The sequence below is a fragment of the Aliisedimentitalea scapharcae genome, from assembly GCF_045277565.1.
GTDB lineage: Bacteria > Pseudomonadota > Alphaproteobacteria > Rhodobacterales > Rhodobacteraceae > Aliisedimentitalea > Aliisedimentitalea scapharcae.
Map to the genome: position 1 here is coordinate 801,659 of NZ_CP123584.1, position 19,725 is coordinate 821,383.

Genomic DNA, 19,725 nt, shown 5'->3' on the forward strand with positions numbered 1-19,725 from the left:
TTATGTGGGGCTGCTGATCCACTCCTTTGTCTAAGGTTCGTCTCAATGTCCGCGCCCAAGAAGCTTTTTATCAAGACCTATGGCTGTCAGATGAACGTCTATGACAGTGAACGCATGGCCGAAGCGCTGGGCGGTCAGGGCTATGTCGAGACGAAATCGGCCGATGATGCGGACATGATCCTTCTGAACACCTGTCACATCCGGGAAAAGGCCGCCGAAAAGGTTTATTCCGAATTGGGGCGGTTCAAGGGGCTGAAGGCAGCAAAGCCTGATCTGAAGATCGGGGTGGCCGGATGCGTTGCGCAGGCTGAAGGCGAAGAGATCATGCGGCGCCAGTCGTTGGTTGATCTGGTCGTGGGGCCGCAAAGCTATCACCGCCTGCCAGAAATGGAGGCCAAAACCCGTGAGGGTAAAAAGGCGCTGGATACGGAGTTTCCCGAAGAGGACAAATTCGAGAAACTGAAAAGCCGTCCCAAGGCGAAACGTGGTCCAACCGCATTCCTGACGGTGCAGGAAGGATGTGACAAGTTCTGCGCCTTCTGCGTGGTGCCGTACACCCGTGGGGCCGAAGTCAGCCGCCCGGCGGACCGGATCTTGCGTGAGGCACGGGATCTTGTCGAACGCGGTGTGCGTGAGATCACGCTGCTGGGGCAGAATGTGAATGCCTATCATGGTGCCGGGCCAAACGGTGATATGACGCTGGCGCAGTTGATCTGGGAGTTGGACAAGGTTGATGGATTGGAACGCATCCGGTTCACCACCAGCCACCCCAATGACATGCAGGACGATCTGATCGAAGCGCATGCCACCTGTACCAAGTTGATGCCCTATCTGCACCTGCCTGTTCAGGCCGGATCTGACAAGATTCTCAAGCGGATGAACCGCAGCCACACGGCAGAAAGCTATCTGCGCCTGATCGAACGGATCCGCGCCGCGCGGCCCGACATCTTGATTTCAGGCGATTTTATTGTGGGTTTCCCCGAAGAAACCAAAGAAGATTTTCAGGCAACATTGGATCTGATTGAAGAGGTCAGATATGGAACGGCCTATTCATTCAAATATTCGACCCGCCCGGGAACTCCGGCGGCCGAACGGGCCCAGGTACCTGCAGCCGAGGCGGACGATCGCTTGCAGCGGTTGCAGGCATTGCTGACCCGTCATCAGCGTGAAATTCAGGACAGCATGGTCGGGCGCGAAGTCGGGGTGCTCTTTGAAAAGCCGGGCCGCTTTGAGGGGCAGATGGTTGGCAAATCCGACTATTTGCACGCGGTGCATGTTCAGGCACCGGACGCGTCGGTGGGTGATTTGGTTCAGGTCCGGATCGCGTCGTCAGGGCCCAACTCGCTTGCCGGTGAATTGATCGGCTGACCCAGGTCAGGATTCGCAGCTTGGGCCTCGTGCGAATCCTCGTTTGACCCCCAGTAAAACGGGATTGAAGCCAGCGCGTTAACAATTCCAGTCTTTGACGGTGAGTGTGTTGCTGGGCGACACAATATATGGTGGAATTTGCTTCACAATTCACACGTATTTTCCTAAGCTTAGTAAAAATGGTTAGTAAGAGTACCTGAAGTTTTGGGGCTCTGGCGTCAATTCTGGGGAAAGGTGAAGGATATCTGTGGTGATTAAATTCAATTTGAAAAGCCTGCTGCCCGCCCTGGCTGTAGTAGCAATGGCTGCCAGTGCCGTGTTCAGTCCTGCACAGGCGCAAACAACAACAACAACCAAGACCGTGATTGGCGAACGGTATGTTCCGACCATCTGGGTGGACCCGGACGGGTGTGAGCATTGGGTGATGGATGATGGTGCCGAAGGGTATATGACCCCGCACGTGAACCGTCAGGGCATCCCGGTCTGTCGCCGTGGCAATGTCTGCGGTGTGATGCCGTCAGATCAGTTCTTTGCCACTGATCGGCACACCATCAATTCCGCTGGTCAACAGCGCCTGCGGGAGTTCTTCCAAAGCGCATCCGCTTCCGGGTTTATCATTACTGGACATACGGATAGTCGTGCGTCCGATGCCTATAACATGCGCCTCAGTGAACGGCGTGCGGATTCTGTGGCTCGTGTCGGTCGCAGCGTCGGTGCCCGGATCCTGGATGTTCGGGGCTATGGCGAACGCAATCCGCGCGCGCCAAACAATTCAGCAGCCAACATGGCCCAGAATCGCCGCGTTGAAATTATCTGTGTCCGTTAAGGGAGAACGATCATGAAACTCGTTAAATACATCGCTCTCCTGGCTGTTGCAGGTGGAATGTCGGCCTGTACGATCGAAGACAAAACCCGTGACCGTGGCATTGATGCCAAGGATCTGTCCCAGCTCAAGGCGGGGATCTGGGTTGATCCACAGGGGTGTGACCACTGGATCATCGATGATGGGCTTGAAGGGTATCTGTCGGCGCGCTTGGGCCCAGATGGCAAACCGATTTGTTCTGGGGCTGCGCCATCCGGCGTCGCAACCGGCCCGTTCAAATCGGGCTCTACCATCCCTGACATTCTTTGACGTCAGATCAGTTTGAAATTCAGGCGGCCACCCAGTTCGGGTGGCCGTTTTTGTCTCAAAATCATGAAATCTTTCACGCTTTGCTTGCGCCGGACCGTCAGCTTCTGCACACTGAACCCAGAACGCCAACACAGGAGATCTGATGGCTCTGGGTGCCCTGACCGAACCGCTTGATCAATCCACCTCGCACGAGGTGCTGCTTGAATTTCCAGACAACCGATTGCTGATCGACCTTTGCGGTGAATATGATCGCAACCTTGCAGATATCGAACAGAAACTGGGCGTGCAGATCGTGCGCCGCGGTAATCAGTTGTCGATCATGGGCGTCGAAGAGGCGCGGACACAGGCCGCAGAGGTCCTGCAAGCGTTGTATGATAGACTTGAAACCGGACGGGCGGTTGAACACGCCGACATTGATCGGGAGTTGCGCATGGGTGCACAGGCGGATCCGGCACCGGGCGACCAGCTTGAAATGTTTCGTGGCGGCGCTGTGGAAATCAAGACGCGCAAGAAATTGGTCGAACCGCGCACAGACGCACAAAAAGCCTATGTGCAATCCCTGTTTGAACATGAGCTGGCTTTTGGCATTGGTCCCGCCGGCACGGGCAAAACCTATTTGGCAGTCGCCGTCGGTGTGTCGATGTTCATCACCGGCCATGTGGATCGCATCATTTTGTCCCGACCTGCGGTCGAAGCGGGTGAAAAACTGGGCTATCTCCCTGGCGATATGAAGGACAAGGTCGATCCTTACATGCAGCCGCTCTATGATGCGTTGAACGATTTCCTTCCAGGCAAGCAGCTGGCCAAGTTGATCGAAGAAAAACGGATCGAGATCGCGCCGCTGGCCTTTATGCGGGGCCGGACATTAGCCAATGCCTTTGTAGTGCTGGACGAGGCACAGAACGCCACGTCGATGCAGATGAAGATGTTTCTGACCCGATTGGGCGAAGGATCGCGGATGGTGATCACTGGCGACCGCACCCAGATCGACCTGCCTCGGGGGGTTCCGTCGGGGCTGGCTGATGCAGAGCGGTTGCTCACGTCGATCCCCAAGGTCAGCTTCAACTACTTCACGTCGCGCGATGTGGTGCGACACCCTCTTGTGGCTGCGATCATCGAAGCTTATGAGGCCGACACCAAACCGGGTTGAACGCCTGTTCTTCCGGTCAACTGTTTAGGGGCGATCGCCTGTTGCTTTTCTGGGACGCGCCAGGTCGGCAGCGGTGGTGACACCTGGTCTGACAAGGGTCTTTTGATGCTGGAATTTTCGATCGAAGACGACCGTTGGCAAGACATTGATTTTGAACCATTGGCAACCCGCGCGGTGGGTGCGGTTCTCGAGAAATTTGAGATCGACCCAGAGGGTTGCGAAATCTCTGTTCTTGCCTGCGATGATGCACGGATCGCCGAACTGAATGCAGAGTTTCGCGCAAAGCCCAGTCCGACGAATGTGCTGAGCTGGCCCGCCGACGATCTTTCGGCCGAGGACCCCGGTGGTCTCCCGACGCCGCCCAAGCCGGATTTCACTGGCGACATTGCGTTGGGCGACATTGCGATTTCCTGGGATACATGCGCCCGAGAAGCGTTGGAAGCGGGCAGGCCGGTGGCCGATCATGTGACCCATTTGGTCATTCATGGTCTGTTGCATTTGCTGGGGTATGATCACATCCGTGACCCGGATGCCACTTTGATGGAAGGAATTGAGGTCGCTATACTTGGCATTATGGGTATTGATGACCCATATAAAGAGAGAGACGGGCCAACGCGGCCCGAATTTTGAGACGCTATCTGGATAGGATAAATGGGCGACATAGACGGCAGTTCTAATGCAGCGCAACGCGCGCATCAGGACAACAGCGGTGACACGACCGCAGAACGCAGTGGGTTTTTCGGGCGAATTTTCGAGGCGCTGACCCCGACCGATGAACCGGAAGAAGCCGTTGTGAACGGTCATGACCGACCCGCATCCCAACCGCATGGGATGATCAACCTGCGACGCATGCGGATCGAGGATGTTGCCATTCCGACTGCCGAGATCGTCGCGGTGCCAAATACGATCGCCAAGGACGACCTGGTTCAGGTTTTCCGCGACAGCGGCTTTACCCGAATTCCTGTGTACGAGGGCACATTGGATACTCCTTTGGGATTCGTGCACCTCAAGGATCTGGCCCTGTCGCATGGATTCAACTGTGACGCCGAGGAATTCGATTTGGCAGGCATGTTGCGGCAATTGCTGTTCGTGCCACCGTCAATGCCGATCGGGGTTTTGCTCACGAAAATGCAGACGGAACGGCGTCACATGGCCTTGGTCATCGACGAATATGGTGGCGTCGATGGTGTTGTGACGATCGAGGATCTGATCGAACAGGTTGTCGGGGAAATCGCCGATGAACACGATACTGACGAAGATCAGACTTGGGTTATGGAAAAGCCTGGGTGTTACACTGCGCTCGCCAAAACGCCGTTGCCGGAGTTCGAAGCCGAGATTGGCCTCTCTTTGACCAACCATGATGATGTGGACGAAGAAGAGATCGAAACGCTGGGGGGGCTGGTGTTCATGTTGTCAGGCCGGGTTCCCGCACGGGGAGAGGTCATCCCGCATCCGGAAGGTCCAGAATTCGAGGTGATTGACGCCGACCCACGCCGGATCAAACGCCTGCGGGTGCTGTTGCCGGACGCCGCCGGATGATCAACCCGGCGCATTGGCGCTGGCGTGGACGTCTGGTCCTGGCATTTGGGCTGGGTGTCTTGCTGGCTCAGGCGCTGGCACCTTTGCATGTTGTTTTGACTGTTCCGATGGCGTTGGGCGGTGTATTCGTTCTGTTTACCCGGGCGGAAACCATGCGACGTGCGGCCTGGATCGGCTGGATATTCGGGGTCGGATATTTTGGCGCGGGGCTGTCCTGGATCGTCGAACCGTTTCAGGTGGACCCCGACCGGCATGCCTGGATGGCTCCTTTTGCACTAGTTTTTCTGGCTGGGGGTCTGTCGCTGTTCTGGGCGGTTGCCTTTGGTTTAGCTGCACGAACCGGTGGACAGGGATGGGGTGCGGTTCTGGCCTTGACGGTTTGGATGTCTATGGCCGAGTTCGCCCGGGCCTATGTGCTGACCGGGTTGCCCTGGGCGGCATTCGGCCAGTTCTGGATCGACACTCCGGCCGCACAAGTTTTGCAATGGATTGGCCCTCAGGGGTTGGCTGTGCTGACTGTCTTTGCCGGATTGTCCGTCGGTCTGGCAGCGCGGCCCGGGGTGCGGTTGTTGGGGCGCGCCTTGGCGCTGCTCCCGGCGATGCTGGGTGTGGCATTGGCCCTGGCCTTGCCGGAACCTTCTGCATTTGCCACCGGTGAAAAAGTCGTGCGCTTGGTGCAGCCCAACGCCCCGCAGGACCAGAAATGGGACCCTGCGTATCGGGATCTCTTTTTCTCGCGCCAGATGGGGTTTACCGCTGCCGAGGGAGAGTTGGGGCAGCCTGATCTGATTGTCTGGCCGGAGACGGCGGTTCCGGTGATGATGGAACATTCAGGATCTGTGTTTGATAGGATTGCGCTTCAGGCGGGTGGGGCACAGGTTATTCTGGGACAACAACGCTCTGACGGTGAAAAATACTTTAACAGCCTTGCTGTGATTGACCCACAGGGAAATTTGATTGCGCGCTATGACAAACGTCATCTTGTGCCTTTTGGAGAGTACGTCCCATTTGGTGATCTGCTCGCGCGTGTTGGCATCTTTGGCTTTGCAACGCAGATGGGCAGCGGATTTTCCCCTGGAACGGACGAGCCGATCGTGACCCTGACCGGGTTTGGGGCCGTGCGCCCATTGATTTGCTACGAGGCCGTTTTTCCCGAAGAAATTCAATCGGGTTCCCAGCGTCCCGACTTGTTGGTGCAGATCACCAATGACGCGTGGTTTGGGACTTATTCGGGCCCCTATCAGCATCTCGTACAGGCCCGAATGCGGGCGATCGAACAGGGCGTGCCGATGATCCGCGCGGCCAACACAGGGGTCTCCGCTGTGATTGATCCAGCTGGGCGCCTTGTTGCGTCTCTGGCGTTGGGGCAGGCGGGATTTGTGGATGCCCGAGTGCCCAAGCCTGTTCAAGCGACTTTGTATTCCAGATCGGGGGATTGGCCGGTGTTGGGTGTGTTGCTCTTCTGTCTCGGTGGCTTGCAATTGCTGCATTCCCGATCTGCACACAGTCGTCGGGACACTATTGGGGATTGACCGAAAGAGGTTGGCCCCCTAATTCCCCTAGATCACCTGTCACAACGGCTTCCTGGCGTGATGGGGTTAACCCAAATGGAGCGTTTCATGGCCCGTAAGAACTATACATTCACCTCGGAATCGGTTTCCGAGGGGCATCCCGACAAAGTGTGTGACCGAATTTCCGACGCAGTACTGGACGCATTTCTTGCGGAAGAGCCCGAAGCCCGTGTCGCGTGCGAAACCTTTGCCACCACCAACCGTGTTGTGATCGGCGGCGAAGTAGGTCTGTCCGATCAGGACAAGCTGCACGAATACATGGACAAGATCGAAGGTATTACCCGCGCCTGCATCAAGGACATCGGGTACGAGCAGGACAAGTTCCACCACGAGACTGTGGAAGTGACCAACCTGTTGCACGAACAATCCGCCCATATCGCTCAGGGCGTCGATGCCTCGGGCGACAAGGATGAGGGTGCCGGCGACCAAGGTATCATGTTCGGGTATGCCACCACCGAAACTCCGGCATTGATGCCTGCACCGATCCAGTACAGCCACGCGATCCTGCGTCGTCTGGCCGAAGTGCGCAAAAATGGCACCGAGCCCGCATTGGGGCCGGATGCAAAATCGCAGTTGTCGGTGATCTACGAAGATGGCAAGCCGGTTGGTGTCAGTTCGGTGGTTTTGTCGACACAGCATCTGGATGCGTCGCTGACCAGCAGCGACATTCGTGCGATCGTTGAACCCTATATCCACGAAGTTCTGCCGGAAGGCTGGTTGACTGACGGCACCGCATGGCACGTGAACCCGACTGGTAAATTCGTGATTGGCGGGCCTGATGGCGACGCTGGCCTGACCGGCCGCAAGATCATCGTCGATACCTATGGTGGTGCCGCCCCGCATGGCGGCGGTGCGTTTTCAGGCAAAGACCCGACCAAGGTGGACCGTTCGGCGGCTTATGCTGCGCGTTACCTGGCCAAGAACGTGGTTGCCGCGGGTATGGCGGAACGCTGCACTATCCAGCTGAGCTATGCGATTGGTGTGTCCAAACCGTTGTCGATCTATGCTGACACGCATGGCACCGGCGATGTCGCACCGGCCGATATCGAAAAAGCCATTGATCAGGTCATGGATCTGACCCCGCGCGGGATTCGTGAAAAGCTGGGCATGAACCGCCCGATCTATGCACGCACCGCAGCCTATGGCCATTTTGGACGTGAGCCCGAAGCCGACGGTGGTTTCAGCTGGGAGCGGACTGATCTGGTGGATGCGCTAAAAAAATCCATCTGATCCATTTCGAATTGGACAGGAAAAGACGGGCTTGGGCCCGTCTTTTTTGCTTCTGGGTGTGGAAGGTTGGACAGTCGCGCCGGCGCAGGGTTAGATGTAATCGCCACAGCTGACTTGGAAACCCTGATGCATCTGTTTTTGACATTTTTTGCTTTGCTCGTTGGGACATTGGCCGGGTCGCTGGATACCCAGGCTAGGGATGTCAATAACGGCAAGTTCATGGTGGCTGGACATACGCTGATCTACAATTCGGATCTGGCCGTTGTGGGCGACAATGATGAAGTCGCCAATGAAGACATTGATACTCTTCTGACCTTGCTTCGGGCCAACCCTGACATATCGGTGCTCGAACTCAACAGTGAAGGAGGCAGTGTCTACGCTGGGATGGAAATGGCACGGATCGTCATTGATTTCGGGTTGGACACCATTGTTTCCGGAGAATGTTTCAGTTCCTGTGTCACGATTTTTTTGGGCGGATCGAAACGGCAGATGATGCTCGGCTCCAAGATCGGCTTTCATCAGACGGCCTGGCCGCCTGCGGCAATCGCGGAATATTATGGTGAATGGCGCGAGAGTGAGGGGTGGGAAACTCCGTTTGATTTTGCCGCGTGGGTCTATGCAGATACGCAGACCGAAGTGTTCGAGGATCTGACCTATATGATCGAACGCGGCGTTGATCCCGAATTTGCGATCCGGACCAAAGGTATTCGGAATTCGGATTTCTGGTACCCCAGCCGGTTGGAACTGACCAATGCCGGAGTGCTGCGGGATTGACCCCAGAGAGCGGTTGCGGCACACGGACGCGCAGCACGTGATCGACCCGAAAGGCCTGAAAACATGACAGATGACACCGACAGCACCAGCAAGCACACGTCTGGCGCACCTTGGCGGAATTTTTATGGCCGGTTCAAGGGCAAGACACTGAAGCAAAGCCAGCAACGCTATCTGGAAGAAGATCTGAGCGATCTGAGTCCTGGTGCCGTGGGCTGGGACGAAAACCCGGATCGTACAAACCTGGATCTCGACGGTTTGTTTGGTGGGCGTGATGTTTGGCTCGAAATCGGTTTTGGCGGCGGCGAACATCTGGTGCATCAGGCGGCAGAAAACCCGGATGTCGGGATTATCGGGGCCGAACCCTATATCAACGGCGTTGCAATGCTGTTGGGCAAGATCCGTCAAGCGGGGGGTGACAATATCGCCATTCATCCAGGGGATGCGCGCGACCTGATGGACGTGCTGCCCGAGGAGTCGATTTCGCGGGCCTTTTTGTTGTATCCGGACCCCTGGCCGAAAAAGCGCCATCACCGCCGTCGGTTTGTAACCCAGGAACATCTGGAGCCTTTGGCCCGTTGCCTAAAGCCCGGTGCCATTTTCCGCGTAGCGACCGATATTCCCGACTATGTCCGCCAGACGCTGGAGGAAGTGCCCAAGGCCGGGTTTGAATGGTTGGCCGAGCGGCCAACAGATTGGCGTGACGCATGGCCGGACTGGATTTCGACGCGCTATGAACAAAAGGCCTTGCGAGAGGGGCGCACGCCTCACTATTTGACCTTCCGCCGGTTGGGATAGTCGCTGGATTTTGGCGGTAAGCGCTGGACCCCAGCCAGCCAATTCGCTAATCCGATAGCGCAAACGTCCAATTGGTGCCACCCGAATGACACCGCCCGAATGACAAAGGATGCCCATGTCCGGTTCTGCCACCCCCACCCCGATGACTTCGCACCGTTGCGGCCCTTTGAGCGGTATTGCCGATGTGCCCGGAGACAAATCAATCTCGCATCGGTCGCTCATCTTGGGGGCCATGGCGGTTGGTGAGACCCGGATTTCAGGGTTGTTGGAGGGAGAAGACGTTCTGGATACGGCCAAGGCCATGCAGGCATTTGGCGCCAAAGTCACCAATCATGGGGACGGCCACTGGTCGGTACATGGCGTCGGTGTCGGTGGGTTTGCAGAACCAGACAATGTCATTGATTGCGGCAATTCCGGAACGGGAGTCCGGCTGATCATGGGCGCGATGGCAACCTGTCCGATTTCGGTGACCTTTACCGGTGATGCGAGCCTGAACAAACGCCCTATGGCGCGGGTCACGGATCCGTTGGCTCTGTTCGGTGCCCAATCTGTCGGGCGGTCCGGTGGGCGATTGCCGATGACCATCGTCGGCGCAGCGGACCCCGTGCCAGTACGCTATGAGGTTCCGGTTCCTTCGGCTCAGGTGAAATCAGCGGTATTATTGGCTGGCCTCAATGCACCGGGCAAGACTGTGGTTGTCGAACAGGAAGCCACCCGCGATCATTCCGAGCGTATGCTGGCTGGCTTTGGGGCGGAGATTACGGTCGAGGACACTGACGAGGGCCGAGTTATCACCCTGACCGGGCGCCCGGAATTAAAGCCTCAGGTCATCGAAGTGCCACGTGATCCGTCCAGCGCAGCGTTTCCTGTATGTGCAGCCCTGATCGTGCCGGGTTCAGATGTTCTGGTACCTGGAATCGGACTGAACCCGACACGCGCCGGTCTGTTCACCACACTGCGGGATATGGGCGCTGACCTGACCTATGAAAACGAACGCATAGAAGGGGGTGAACCAGTGGCGGATCTTCGGGCCCGCTATTCGCCCAATATGAAGGGTTTTGTGGTGCCACCTGAACGGGCTGCATCCATGATCGACGAATATCCGATTTTGTCCGTCGTTGCCGCCCATGCAAGCGGGCAGACCATGATGGCCGGGGTCAAGGAACTGCGGGTCAAGGAATCCGATCGCATTGACGCGATGGCCGTGGGTCTGCGGGCCTGTGGCGTGACTGTCGATGAGGCGGAAGACTGGTGGGCCGTCACGGGATTGGGTCCAGAAGGTGTTCCCGGGGGCGCGATCTGCGAAAGCCATCTGGATCACCGTATTGCCATGTCCTTCATGGTTCTGGGGATGGCCGCGCAAAACCCCGTGACCGTAGATGATGGCAGTCCGATTGCGACTTCCTTCCCGATTTTCACGCCGTTGATGGCTGCTCTGGGTGCCAAGCTGGACACTCAAACATGAGGTTCACGATTGCCATCGACGGTCCGGCTGCTGCTGGAAAGGGAACCCTGTCCAAGGCGATTGCCGACAGGCTTGGATTTGCTTATCTGGACACAGGTTTGCTGTACCGTGCTGTGGGGGCCAAAACCCTGCAAGGTGTTGCGGCAATCGAGGCGGCGCAGGTTTTGGTGGCCGACGACCTGGACGGTGATGCTTTGCGTTCCCCAGATGTTGCCCAGGCAGCGAGCAAGGTAGCGGTTTTGCCCGAAGTGCGGGCCGCCTTGGTCGATTTTCAGCGCGCATTTGCGCGACGCGCGGGGGGGGCTGTTTTGGACGGGCGTGACATCGGGACGGTGATTTGCCCCAATGCCGAGGTCAAATTGTTCGTGACGGCCAGCGCAGACGTGCGCGCCCGCCGACGATTTCTGGAGTTGAGCGACAAGGGGCTGGTCACGTCGTTCGAAGATGTTCTGGCGGATGTGCGTGCCCGAGACGATCGTGATATGAACCGCGCTGAAGCTCCATTGAAGCCCGCCAAAGATGCTGTGATTCTGGATACCAGCACGTTGGACATTCCAGGTGCACTGCGTGTGGCGCTGGATGCCATTGAACAGCAGATGCCGACCTCTTGATCGCTCCAACCGGTCTTCTCCCGACCGCCAAATGGGTCACTTGATGTTCACCGATCTGTGCATCGCGCGGATGCCGCAGGTCAATTAGGCTGGTCCGGGTGAAGAGGAGAGCACATATGCCCCGTGTATTGTTGAGCCTGTTGAGTGTCATTTTGGCGGCCTTGGCCGGCGCGGCCTCGGCGCAGGAAGCGCCAGAGCCACCGATGAGCTATGAGCGATTGGGCAAGATTATTTTTGCCCTTGATCCCGAAGCGCAACCGCAGGGAACTGGGTTTCGCTTGACCATTGCGGATGTCGGTGTGCTGGTTGTCACCGATACACGGGCAGATCGGATGCGGGCCATGGTTCCCATACGCGATGCAGCCGGTATCAGCGCACAGGAATTGATGCGTATGATGCAGGCCAATTTTGATAGCGCGCTGGATGCACGTTATGCGGTGGCAAATGGAACCTTGTGGGCTGTCTTCATCCACCCGTTGTCGCCGTTGGAGAAGAATGAACTCATCTTGGGGCTGGGGCAGGCCGTGAATGTGGCCAAGACATATGGGACCTTGTATTCAGGCGGCGGTGTCCAATTTGGCGGCGGAGATAGCAATGATTTGCAGCGGCAGCTTATCGAAGACTTGTTGGAACGGGGCGAGGAAATTTGATCTGCGCCCCGCTTGCACATGTTGCGGTGCAATTTTCTTGAAAAGAAAATTGCCAAAAGTTTTTCCTAAAACTTTTGGCACACTGGGGTGATGTTTTTCGCAAAGGCGGGCTTTTGCGCAACCGGTCTGGTTCGGAGGATGTTGGTGTATCGGTGAACACGCACGCAGTTCGACTGGTGTCCACGCCTCCCAATTTGGCGATCCGGTGTTCTTGGTCGGAGCAGGCATGGGCCTTGACCGCATCGGGATTACAAATCGCACGTAGTCGTGTCTCCCTTTCTGATGGTATAGCGACGATGGCCAGATCCGTTCCGGCATCTCCGGCCCGGTCATCTTGTTCCTGCGGATCGTTGGCAAGGCCAAACAACTGATGGGCCTGGCCGACGTCGTGAGCAGACTTTCACGCCCCCAGACCGGCATGAAGCCCACTGTCTTTGATCCGCCATCGTTAAATTTACTGCCTCCGGTTCTGTCATGGTCTGACTTGTTCCCGTTTTCGAACCACAACAGTCCGGTTCCTTATCCTCGCCAACCATGGTCTGGCCGCGACGCCCGGCGTGTGGCTTTTCCCTTGCGAATGTGGGGTGGAATCGCTATAGAGCCCCGGTCGACAAGGCGATTTGAGCCATAAAATAAAGAGACGAGCAGGGTCGGACCACCGGCCCTCTTTGTTTTGCGGCACGATATCAGGTCGTCTGACCAACCTGTTCCGCTGTTTATGCGGGACGTCAAACAAGACCGGCGGAGACAACCGCACGGCCAGTTAAATGACTAAAAAAGGAAATGAACGCCAGATGGCTGATACAACTATGGAGGAATTCGAAGCCCTCCTGCAAGAAAGCTTCGAAATGGACACACCCGAAGAGGGTTCTGTTGTCAAAGGCAAGGTTCTCGCGATTGAAGCGGGCCAGGCCATCATCGACGTCGGCTATAAAATGGAAGGCCGCGTTGATCTGAAAGAATTCGCTAACCCCGGTGAAGCACCTGAAATCGCTGTTGGCGATGAGGTCGAAGTGTACCTGCGCGCGGCTGAAAATGCCCGCGGTGAAGCCGTCATCTCGCGCGAGATGGCCCGCCGCGAAGAAGCATGGGACCGCCTGGAAAAAGCATATGCCGACGACCAGCGCGTCGAAGGCGCGATCTTTGGCCGTGTCAAAGGTGGCTTCACCGTCGATCTGGGTGGCGCAGTTGCGTTCCTGCCCGGCTCGCAGGTTGATGTGCGCCCCGTGCGCGATGCTGGCCCATTGATGGGTCTGAAGCAGCCGTTCCAGATCCTGAAAATGGACCGTCGCCGTGGCAACATCGTTGTATCGCGTCGTGCCATCCTGGAAGAAAGCCGCGCCGAACAGCGCGCCGAAGTCATTGGCAACCTGTCCGAAGGTCAGGCCGTCGATGGTGTGGTCAAGAACATCACCGAATACGGTGCGTTTGTTGACTTGGGCGGCGTTGATGGTCTGTTGCACGTCACCGACATGGCATGGCGCCGTGTGAACCACCCATCCGAGATCCTGGCGATCGGCGAAACCGTCAAGGTTCAGGTCATCAAGATCAACAAAGAGACCCACCGTATCTCCTTGGGCATGAAGCAGCTGCAGGAAGATCCATGGGATCTGGTTGGCGCCAAGTACCCGCTGGAATCGGTACACAAAGGTCGCGTGACCAACATCACCGATTACGGTGCATTTGTTGAGCTGGAGCCCGGCGTTGAAGGTCTGGTTCACGTGTCCGAAATGTCCTGGACCAAAAAGAACGTTCACCCCGGCAAGATCGTTTCGACCAGCCAGGAAGTCGACGTCATGGTTCTGGAAATCGACGGTTCCAAGCGTCGCGTTTCCCTGGGCCTGAAGCAGACCATGCGCAACCCATGGGAAGTGTTTGCAGAAACACACCCCGAGGGCACTCAGGTCGAAGGCGAAGTCAAGAACATCACCGAATTCGGTCTGTTTGTTGGTCTCGACGGCGACATCGACGGCATGGTTCACCTGTCCGACCTGTCGTGGGACGAACGTGGCGAAGACGCGATCCAGAACTACCGCAAAGGCGACATGGTCTCGGCCGTTGTCTCCGAGGTGGATGTGGACAAAGAGCGCATCTCGCTGTCGATCAAAGCCGTTGGTGGTGACAAGTTCGCCGAAGCCGTTGGTGGCGTGAAGCGTGGGTCGATCGTGACCGTGAACGTGACCGCAATCGAAGACGGTGGCATCGAAGTCGAGTATGAAGGCATGAAATCCTTCATCCGTCGTTCGGACCTGTCGCGCGATCGTGCCGAACAGCGCCCTGAGCGGTTCAGCGTTGGCGACAAGGTCGACGTGCGCGTCACCAATGTCGACGGCAAGACCCGTCGTCTGGGCCTGTCGATCAAAGCACGGGAGATCGCCGAAGAGAAAGAAGCCGTGGAACAGTACGGTTCGTCGGACTCCGGTGCATCGCTGGGCGACATCTTGGGTGCAGCGCTGAAAACCGGCGACTGATCCAGTCTTCTGACTCACAAGAATTCAAAGGCGGCCTCGCATATTTGCGGGGCCGTTTTTGGTTGTGCGGGGCGATGTGGATCGGGTGCCGGGAGTGAAGTGAACCGAATCAATAGGTTATTGCGCCAATCCAATTCGAGTGAGTGGGGGCGGGAAATGACGCGCAGTTGGTGACCTGGACGGCAGAAACATGCCGGAGAGGGGAAATTTGCGGGTTCTAGCGCATACTCGCTGTTTCGGGATCGTCAAATTCTTCCTATAGTTCAGAAAATGGGCGCAATGCCGCCAGGTCTCTGGGGAGGGAACACGAAAATGATTCGATCCGAATTGATCCAAAAGATCGCAGACGAGAATCCGCATCTGTTTCAACGCGATGTCGAACGTATCGTGAATACGGTCTTCGAAGAAGTGACTGATGCAATGGCCCGGGGTGATCGGGTCGAATTGCGTGGGTTCGGCGCATTTTCGGTCAAACAACGGGACGCGCGCATTGGTCGCAATCCAAGAACCGGCGAAACGGTTCATGTAGAGGAAAAGCACGTGCCGTTCTTTAAGACCGGTAAGCTGCTGCGGGACCGATTAAACGGAAAGTAGAACGAAAACATGCGCTATATTCGCTATGCCTTTCTCGCCACGCTGGGAATTATTCTGATCTCGGTGTCGCTGGCCAATCGCGCCATGGTCGAGCTGAAGCTGATGCCTGATGCTGTCGCGGAATTGCTGGGTTTCAATCTCGGGATCACGCTGCCGTTGTTCGTGGTTGTTTTGGGCGGGATTGTTGTCGGGTTGATTGTTGGATTCATCTGGGAATGGTTCCGTGAACACAAACATCGCCGCGAAGCCGGGTCTCAGGCCCGTGAAGTGCGCAAGCTGTCTCGCGAAGTGAGTAAGCTCAAAAAGCAGAAGAACCAGGGCAAGGATGAAGTGCTGGCCATTCTGGACGAGGCAAGCTGAACACCATGTCCCAGGATGTCAGGGTCAAGATTTGCGGGCTGCGCACACAGGCCGACGTGACAGCTGCGGCACAAGCTGGCGCAGCCTATGTGGGTTTTGTGTTCTTTCCCAAATCTCCCCGACACTTGACGGTGACTGTGGCGGCAGAATTGGCTGCGGCAGTGCCCGCGGGGATCTGCAAGGTTGCCTTGACGGTGAATGCCACTGACGACGATCTGGATGCGATTGTTGCGGCTGTGCCGCTGGATATGCTGCAATTGCACGGCTCCGAGAGCCCGGATCGTGTGGCCGAGGTCAAGGCACGTTTTGGCTTGCCGGTGATGAAGGCGATTGGTGTTGCTACGGCCGAAGATCTGGGCAAAATTGACCTCTATTCTCAGGTGGCTGATCAGGTGTTGATCGATGCCAAACCGCCAAAAGGCTCTGATTTGCCAGGTGGTAACGGGCTCGCGTTTGACTGGCGGTTGCTGGCCGGGCGGAAATACTGGCAGAAACCCTGGATGCTGGCCGGTGGCCTGACCCCCGGCAATGTGGCCGAAGCGGTGCGGATGACTGGCGCGCGGCAAGTGGACGTTTCCTCCGGGGTGGAATCCGCTCCGGGTGTCAAAGACCCCGAAATGATTGCGGCTTTGGTGCGTGCGGCTCAAGCGTGACGAGACTTTGCCCACGCGCTGATGATGCTTGGGCATCTCACGTGTGTTTGACTATCTGACCCCGGAAACGTGGCTCCGCCAGGTCTTCAGGCCGACCAAAGCGATGCACGGTGGAATTGTGCAACGTCAGGTGGGGGCGTGGAACGTTTGTTTGACCGACAGGTTTTCGTGCGTGCGGCGGAAGGGCCTGGATTTCAAGCTGTGGAACACAGAAGGCATTTTGTGATTTTCTGCAATAAGTGTCCCATGCGTCGTGTGCGGTAGGGCCTGCGGGAACAGGGGTTTTGAAAGCGCTCGTGAACGTCGCTTGCGAGCGGCTTTGACGCGGTTTGCCAGGCATTTTGAAATGCCTTGGCTTGCCCTTGGCGGCTTTGCGCTCTAGGACATAAGCAAAGCCAACAGAGGGCGTGACATATGGCCGACGATCTTTTCAACAGCTTCATGAATGGTCCCGACGAACGGGGTCGCTTTGGCATTTTTGGGGGACGTTTCGTTAGCGAGACCTTGATGCCGCTGATCCTGAGCCTCGAAGAGGAGTACGACCGGGCCAAGGATGATCCGACCTTTTGGGCGGAAATGGATGATCTTTGGAAGCATTACGTCGGCCGTCCGAGCCCGCTGTATTTTGCGGAACGACTGACCGACCATCTGGGTGGTGCCAAGGTCTATATGAAGCGTGACGAGTTGAACCACACCGGCGCGCACAAGGTCAACAACGTGTTGGGCCAGATCATTCTGGCGCGTCGCATGGGCAAGACCCGTATCATCGCGGAAACCGGAGCAGGCCAGCATGGGGTGGCCACCGCCACGGTTTGTGCCAAATTCGGTTTGAAATGTATTGTCTATATGGGTGCTCATGACGTTCGGCGGCAGGCCCCCAACGTTTTCCGAATGCGTCTTCTGGGGGCCGAAGTCATCCCGGTGACCTCTGGCCGCGGAACGCTCAAGGATGCTATGAACGACGCCCTGCGCGATTGGGTGACCAATGTGCGCGACACCTTCTACTGCATTGGTACTGTTGCTGGTCCGCACCCTTATCCTGCGATGGTTCGTGATTTTCAGTCGATCATCGGCAAGGAAGTCCGCTGGCAGCTGGCGGAACAGGAAGGCGAGGGACGTCTACCGGATACAGTGATTGCGGCCATCGGCGGTGGCTCGAACGCCATGGGGCTGTTCCATCCGTTCCTCGATGACAAATCTGTCGGGATCATCGGTGTCGAAGCTGGCGGCAAAGGCGTGGACGAAAAAATGGAGCATTGTGCTTCGTTGACTGGCGGTCGACCGGGCGTGCTGCACGGCAATCGCACCTATCTGCTGCAGGATGAAGACGGTCAGATTCAGGAAGGCTTCTCGATCTCGGCTGGGCTCGACTATCCTGGTATCGGGCCGGAACATGCCTGGTTGCACGAAATTGGCCGCGCCGAATACGTGTCGATCACCGACAAAGAAGCGCTGGAAGCCTTTCAGGTCAGCTGTGCTCTGGAAGGGATCATTCCCGCGCTCGAACCGTCTCACGCCTTGGCGCATGTGATGAAGATCGCACCGAACCTGCCAAAGGATCACATCATCGTCATGAATATGTGTGGGCGGGGCGACAAGGACATCTTTACCGTTGCACGGCATTTGGGTTTTGACATGTCCGACACCGAAGGCCGCGATACGGATTGATTTTGCACTGACGGGTCAACCGCGACGAGTACAAGGGCGGCGCCTCCGGGGGGATGCGTCGCCCTTTTTTCGCCTGGAATGGTCGGGGCAGTGCCCCGGCGCATCAAACGTCAGTGCCGTGTCGCTTCAAAACGTCTAACGGCACAATTTCAAGCGCGCGTTGGTGAGTTCCCGCCAAATGGACCCCAGGGCCGCACCCCTCATCGGCCGCTTGCAGAAAGCGAGCGGCACACAAGCACCAACGGTCTCCTGGCTTTAGTCCGGCAAAGTGAAATTCCGGGCGTGGGGTGCTGAGGTCGTTGCCGACATATTTCGAGAATGCCAGGAATTCGGCCGTCATCACCGCACAGACGGTGTGGCTGCCCTGATCCTGTTCGCATGTGTTGCAGTGGCCGTCGCGAAAGAATCCGGTGATCGGATCAGTCGAGCAGGAGTGCAGCGGGCCTCCCAAAACGTTGATAGACGCATCTGGTTTCATGGGGGCAGCCTACAGGCTTTGGGCGATCTTGCGAAACATTTCCACGTTCTTGTCGCTTATTCCTGTGTCCCGAAACCGCCTGTCGGCACCGGTGGTCACGATCAGCACGTCATTGGCCCGGTCCACATACAAATACTGCCCATACACACCGTGGCCCATGAATTCGCCTTGGTGAGCGCCCTTGGGGATCCACCATTGATAGCCGTAGCCAAGCTTGCCTGGTTCTGTGGGGGCGGTAGCCGTTGTTGATGCTCTGATCCAGTCGGCGGGAACAATCTGTTGCCCGTTAAATTGACCATCTTGCAGGATCATCTGCCCAAAACGGGCATAGTCCCGTGTGGTGAAGTTCAAGCCGCCCAGAACAAAGGCGACGCTTGCACCATCGGTGACGTAATAGCCATCTTGTTCCAATCCGAGCGGGGCAATGATCTTTTCTGCCAGCAGATCGGAAATGTTGCGCCCAGTGGCACCGCGGATCACCATGCTCAGCACATGGGTGTCGATCGACACATACTCCCAGACTTTGCCTGGATCGGCAAAGCGGTCGGTAAAGCTGGCTGTGAAATCATCCAGGGTTCCGCCCAAAGCCACGACATATCCCATGCGATTGATATCCGACAGCTTGTCAAAGTAGTCTTCGTCGAATGTCACGCCGCTTGTCATGTTCAGCACATCGCGGATACTGGCACCGTCATAGGCCGACCCGACCAGTTTGGGCGCGTATTTGGTGACGGGATCCGTTATGGACGTCACGGTACCGTCGTCCAGCAGGACCCCGAACAACGCCGAAAGATAGCTTTTGGCAATGGACCAGGAAATGCGCCTGTCATCAGGGTTGGTGCCGAGGTAATAGGCCTCAAATCGCACCTCGCCGCCGTGCATCACCAGCATCGAGGTGACGCTTCTGTCTATTACCCACTGATCGACACCATCGGGCAATTCCATCTCGGCCCCCTGGAGTAGGGGAGAGACCGGCGCATTGCCGCGGGACACTGGCGTGCTGAGGAACGCGGAATCCATGTTGGAGAAGTTGTGAACAATCTTCTCCGGTGAAAACAGCGAGTTGACCGCGAGCAGGCGATTGACTTCTTCGCGTTTCCAGAACCCGACCAAGGCCGCGGCCAAAACCAACAAGACCAGGATACGCCCCAGCCATTTTCCGAATCTGCGCATGTGCGTTCCTCCCCGCAGGTCAAGGAAAGCGGTCTGGGCCTGA

The 19,725-nt window shown here is 57.1% G+C and carries 20 protein-coding genes and 1 riboswitch; of the genes, 18 read left to right on the plus strand and 2 right to left on the minus strand.

Translation table 11 applies throughout. From position 1 onward, the window contains the following. Positions 1 to 45 precede the first annotated feature (45 nt). The 18 genes from miaB (at position 46) to trpB (ending at position 18,031) form a co-directional block, all read left to right on the plus strand. A complete protein-coding gene (gene miaB, locus QEZ52_RS03750) occupies positions 46 to 1,368 on the plus strand; it encodes a tRNA (N6-isopentenyl adenosine(37)-C2)-methylthiotransferase MiaB (RefSeq protein WP_406648082.1) in 1,323 nt (440 codons plus the stop codon). Between the two features lie 301 nt (positions 1,369 to 1,669). Continuing rightward, on the plus strand, positions 1,670 to 2,194 hold the full coding sequence (locus QEZ52_RS03755; RefSeq protein WP_406650295.1) for an OmpA family protein: 525 nt from the start codon (positions 1,670 to 1,672) through the stop codon (positions 2,192 to 2,194). A gap of 12 nt (positions 2,195 to 2,206) precedes the next feature. Continuing rightward, the gene (locus QEZ52_RS03760) at positions 2,207 to 2,500 is read left to right on the plus strand and encodes a hypothetical protein (RefSeq protein WP_406648083.1); all 294 of its coding nucleotides are present in this window, start codon (positions 2,207 to 2,209) and stop codon (positions 2,498 to 2,500) included. 142 nt (positions 2,501 to 2,642) lie between these two features. Next, entirely contained in the window at positions 2,643 to 3,650 is a 1,008-nt protein-coding gene (locus tag QEZ52_RS03765; protein ID WP_406648085.1) for a PhoH family protein, read from the plus strand. A 102-nt stretch (positions 3,651 to 3,752) separates the two neighbouring features. After that, the gene (gene ybeY, locus QEZ52_RS03770; RefSeq protein ID WP_406648087.1) at positions 3,753 to 4,280 is read left to right on the plus strand and encodes an rRNA maturation RNase YbeY; all 528 of its coding nucleotides are present in this window, start codon (positions 3,753 to 3,755) and stop codon (positions 4,278 to 4,280) included. Positions 4,281 to 4,301: 21 nt separating this feature from the next. After that, positions 4,302 to 5,189: a hemolysin family protein gene (locus QEZ52_RS03775; protein WP_406648089.1), complete on the plus strand. Its 888-nt coding sequence runs from the start codon at positions 4,302 to 4,304 to the stop codon at positions 5,187 to 5,189. After that, entirely contained in the window at positions 5,186 to 6,721 is a 1,536-nt protein-coding gene (gene lnt, locus QEZ52_RS03780) for an apolipoprotein N-acyltransferase (protein ID WP_406648090.1), read from the plus strand. Before QEZ52_RS03775 ends, lnt begins: the two co-directional genes overlap by 4 nt. Before the next feature lie 33 nt (positions 6,722 to 6,754). Then, positions 6,755 to 6,804: riboswitch (SAM-SAH riboswitch) on the plus strand. Positions 6,805 to 6,808: 4 nt separating this feature from the next. Further along, positions 6,809 to 7,990, plus strand: a complete 1,182-nt coding sequence (gene metK, locus QEZ52_RS03785) for a methionine adenosyltransferase (RefSeq protein ID WP_406648092.1) — start codon at positions 6,809 to 6,811, stop codon at positions 7,988 to 7,990. Positions 7,991 to 8,116: 126 nt separating this feature from the next. Further along, a complete protein-coding gene (locus QEZ52_RS03790; protein WP_406648094.1) occupies positions 8,117 to 8,764 on the plus strand; it encodes an ATP-dependent Clp protease proteolytic subunit in 648 nt (215 codons plus the stop codon). 63 nt (positions 8,765 to 8,827) lie between these two features. Next, positions 8,828 to 9,559: a tRNA (guanine(46)-N(7))-methyltransferase TrmB gene (locus QEZ52_RS03795; RefSeq protein WP_406648096.1), complete on the plus strand. Its 732-nt coding sequence runs from the start codon at positions 8,828 to 8,830 to the stop codon at positions 9,557 to 9,559. Positions 9,560 to 9,674: 115 nt separating this feature from the next. Further along, positions 9,675 to 11,024: a 3-phosphoshikimate 1-carboxyvinyltransferase gene (gene aroA / locus QEZ52_RS03800; protein ID WP_406648098.1), complete on the plus strand. Its 1,350-nt coding sequence runs from the start codon at positions 9,675 to 9,677 to the stop codon at positions 11,022 to 11,024. Beyond that, the gene (locus QEZ52_RS03805; RefSeq protein WP_406648099.1) at positions 11,021 to 11,635 is read left to right on the plus strand and encodes a (d)CMP kinase; all 615 of its coding nucleotides are present in this window, start codon (positions 11,021 to 11,023) and stop codon (positions 11,633 to 11,635) included. The genes aroA and QEZ52_RS03805 overlap by 4 nt, the downstream gene beginning before the upstream one ends. 116 nt (positions 11,636 to 11,751) lie before the next feature. Beyond that, on the plus strand, positions 11,752 to 12,285 hold the full coding sequence (locus tag QEZ52_RS03810; protein WP_406648100.1) for a hypothetical protein: 534 nt from the start codon (positions 11,752 to 11,754) through the stop codon (positions 12,283 to 12,285). 794 nt (positions 12,286 to 13,079) lie between these two features. Beyond that, complete coding sequence (rpsA, locus tag QEZ52_RS03815; protein WP_406648101.1) at positions 13,080 to 14,756, plus strand: 30S ribosomal protein S1; 1,677 nt, start codon at positions 13,080 to 13,082, stop codon at positions 14,754 to 14,756. A 312-nt stretch (positions 14,757 to 15,068) separates the two neighbouring features. Beyond that, positions 15,069 to 15,350: an integration host factor subunit beta gene (ihfB, locus tag QEZ52_RS03820; protein WP_406648102.1), complete on the plus strand. Its 282-nt coding sequence runs from the start codon at positions 15,069 to 15,071 to the stop codon at positions 15,348 to 15,350. Positions 15,351 to 15,359: 9 nt separating this feature from the next. Next, a complete protein-coding gene (locus QEZ52_RS03825) occupies positions 15,360 to 15,710 on the plus strand; it encodes a lipopolysaccharide assembly protein LapA domain-containing protein (protein ID WP_406648104.1) in 351 nt (116 codons plus the stop codon). 5 nt (positions 15,711 to 15,715) lie between these two features. Then, positions 15,716 to 16,363, plus strand: coding sequence for a phosphoribosylanthranilate isomerase (locus QEZ52_RS03830; protein WP_406648107.1), 648 nt, complete (start codon positions 15,716 to 15,718; stop codon positions 16,361 to 16,363). A gap of 414 nt (positions 16,364 to 16,777) precedes the next feature. Further along, positions 16,778 to 18,031, plus strand: a complete 1,254-nt coding sequence (trpB, locus tag QEZ52_RS03835) for a tryptophan synthase subunit beta (RefSeq protein ID WP_406648109.1) — start codon at positions 16,778 to 16,780, stop codon at positions 18,029 to 18,031. Between the two features lie 103 nt (positions 18,032 to 18,134). Here the strand turns inward: trpB and QEZ52_RS03840 are convergent, their stop codons facing one another. Further along, a complete protein-coding gene (locus QEZ52_RS03840; RefSeq protein WP_406648110.1) occupies positions 18,135 to 18,509 on the minus strand; it encodes a DUF2237 family protein in 375 nt (124 codons plus the stop codon). Positions 18,510 to 18,518: 9 nt separating this feature from the next. Continuing rightward, positions 18,519 to 19,682, minus strand: a complete 1,164-nt coding sequence (locus QEZ52_RS03845; RefSeq protein ID WP_406648111.1) for a serine hydrolase domain-containing protein — start codon at positions 19,680 to 19,682, stop codon at positions 18,519 to 18,521. Positions 19,683 to 19,725: the final 43 nt, after the last annotated feature.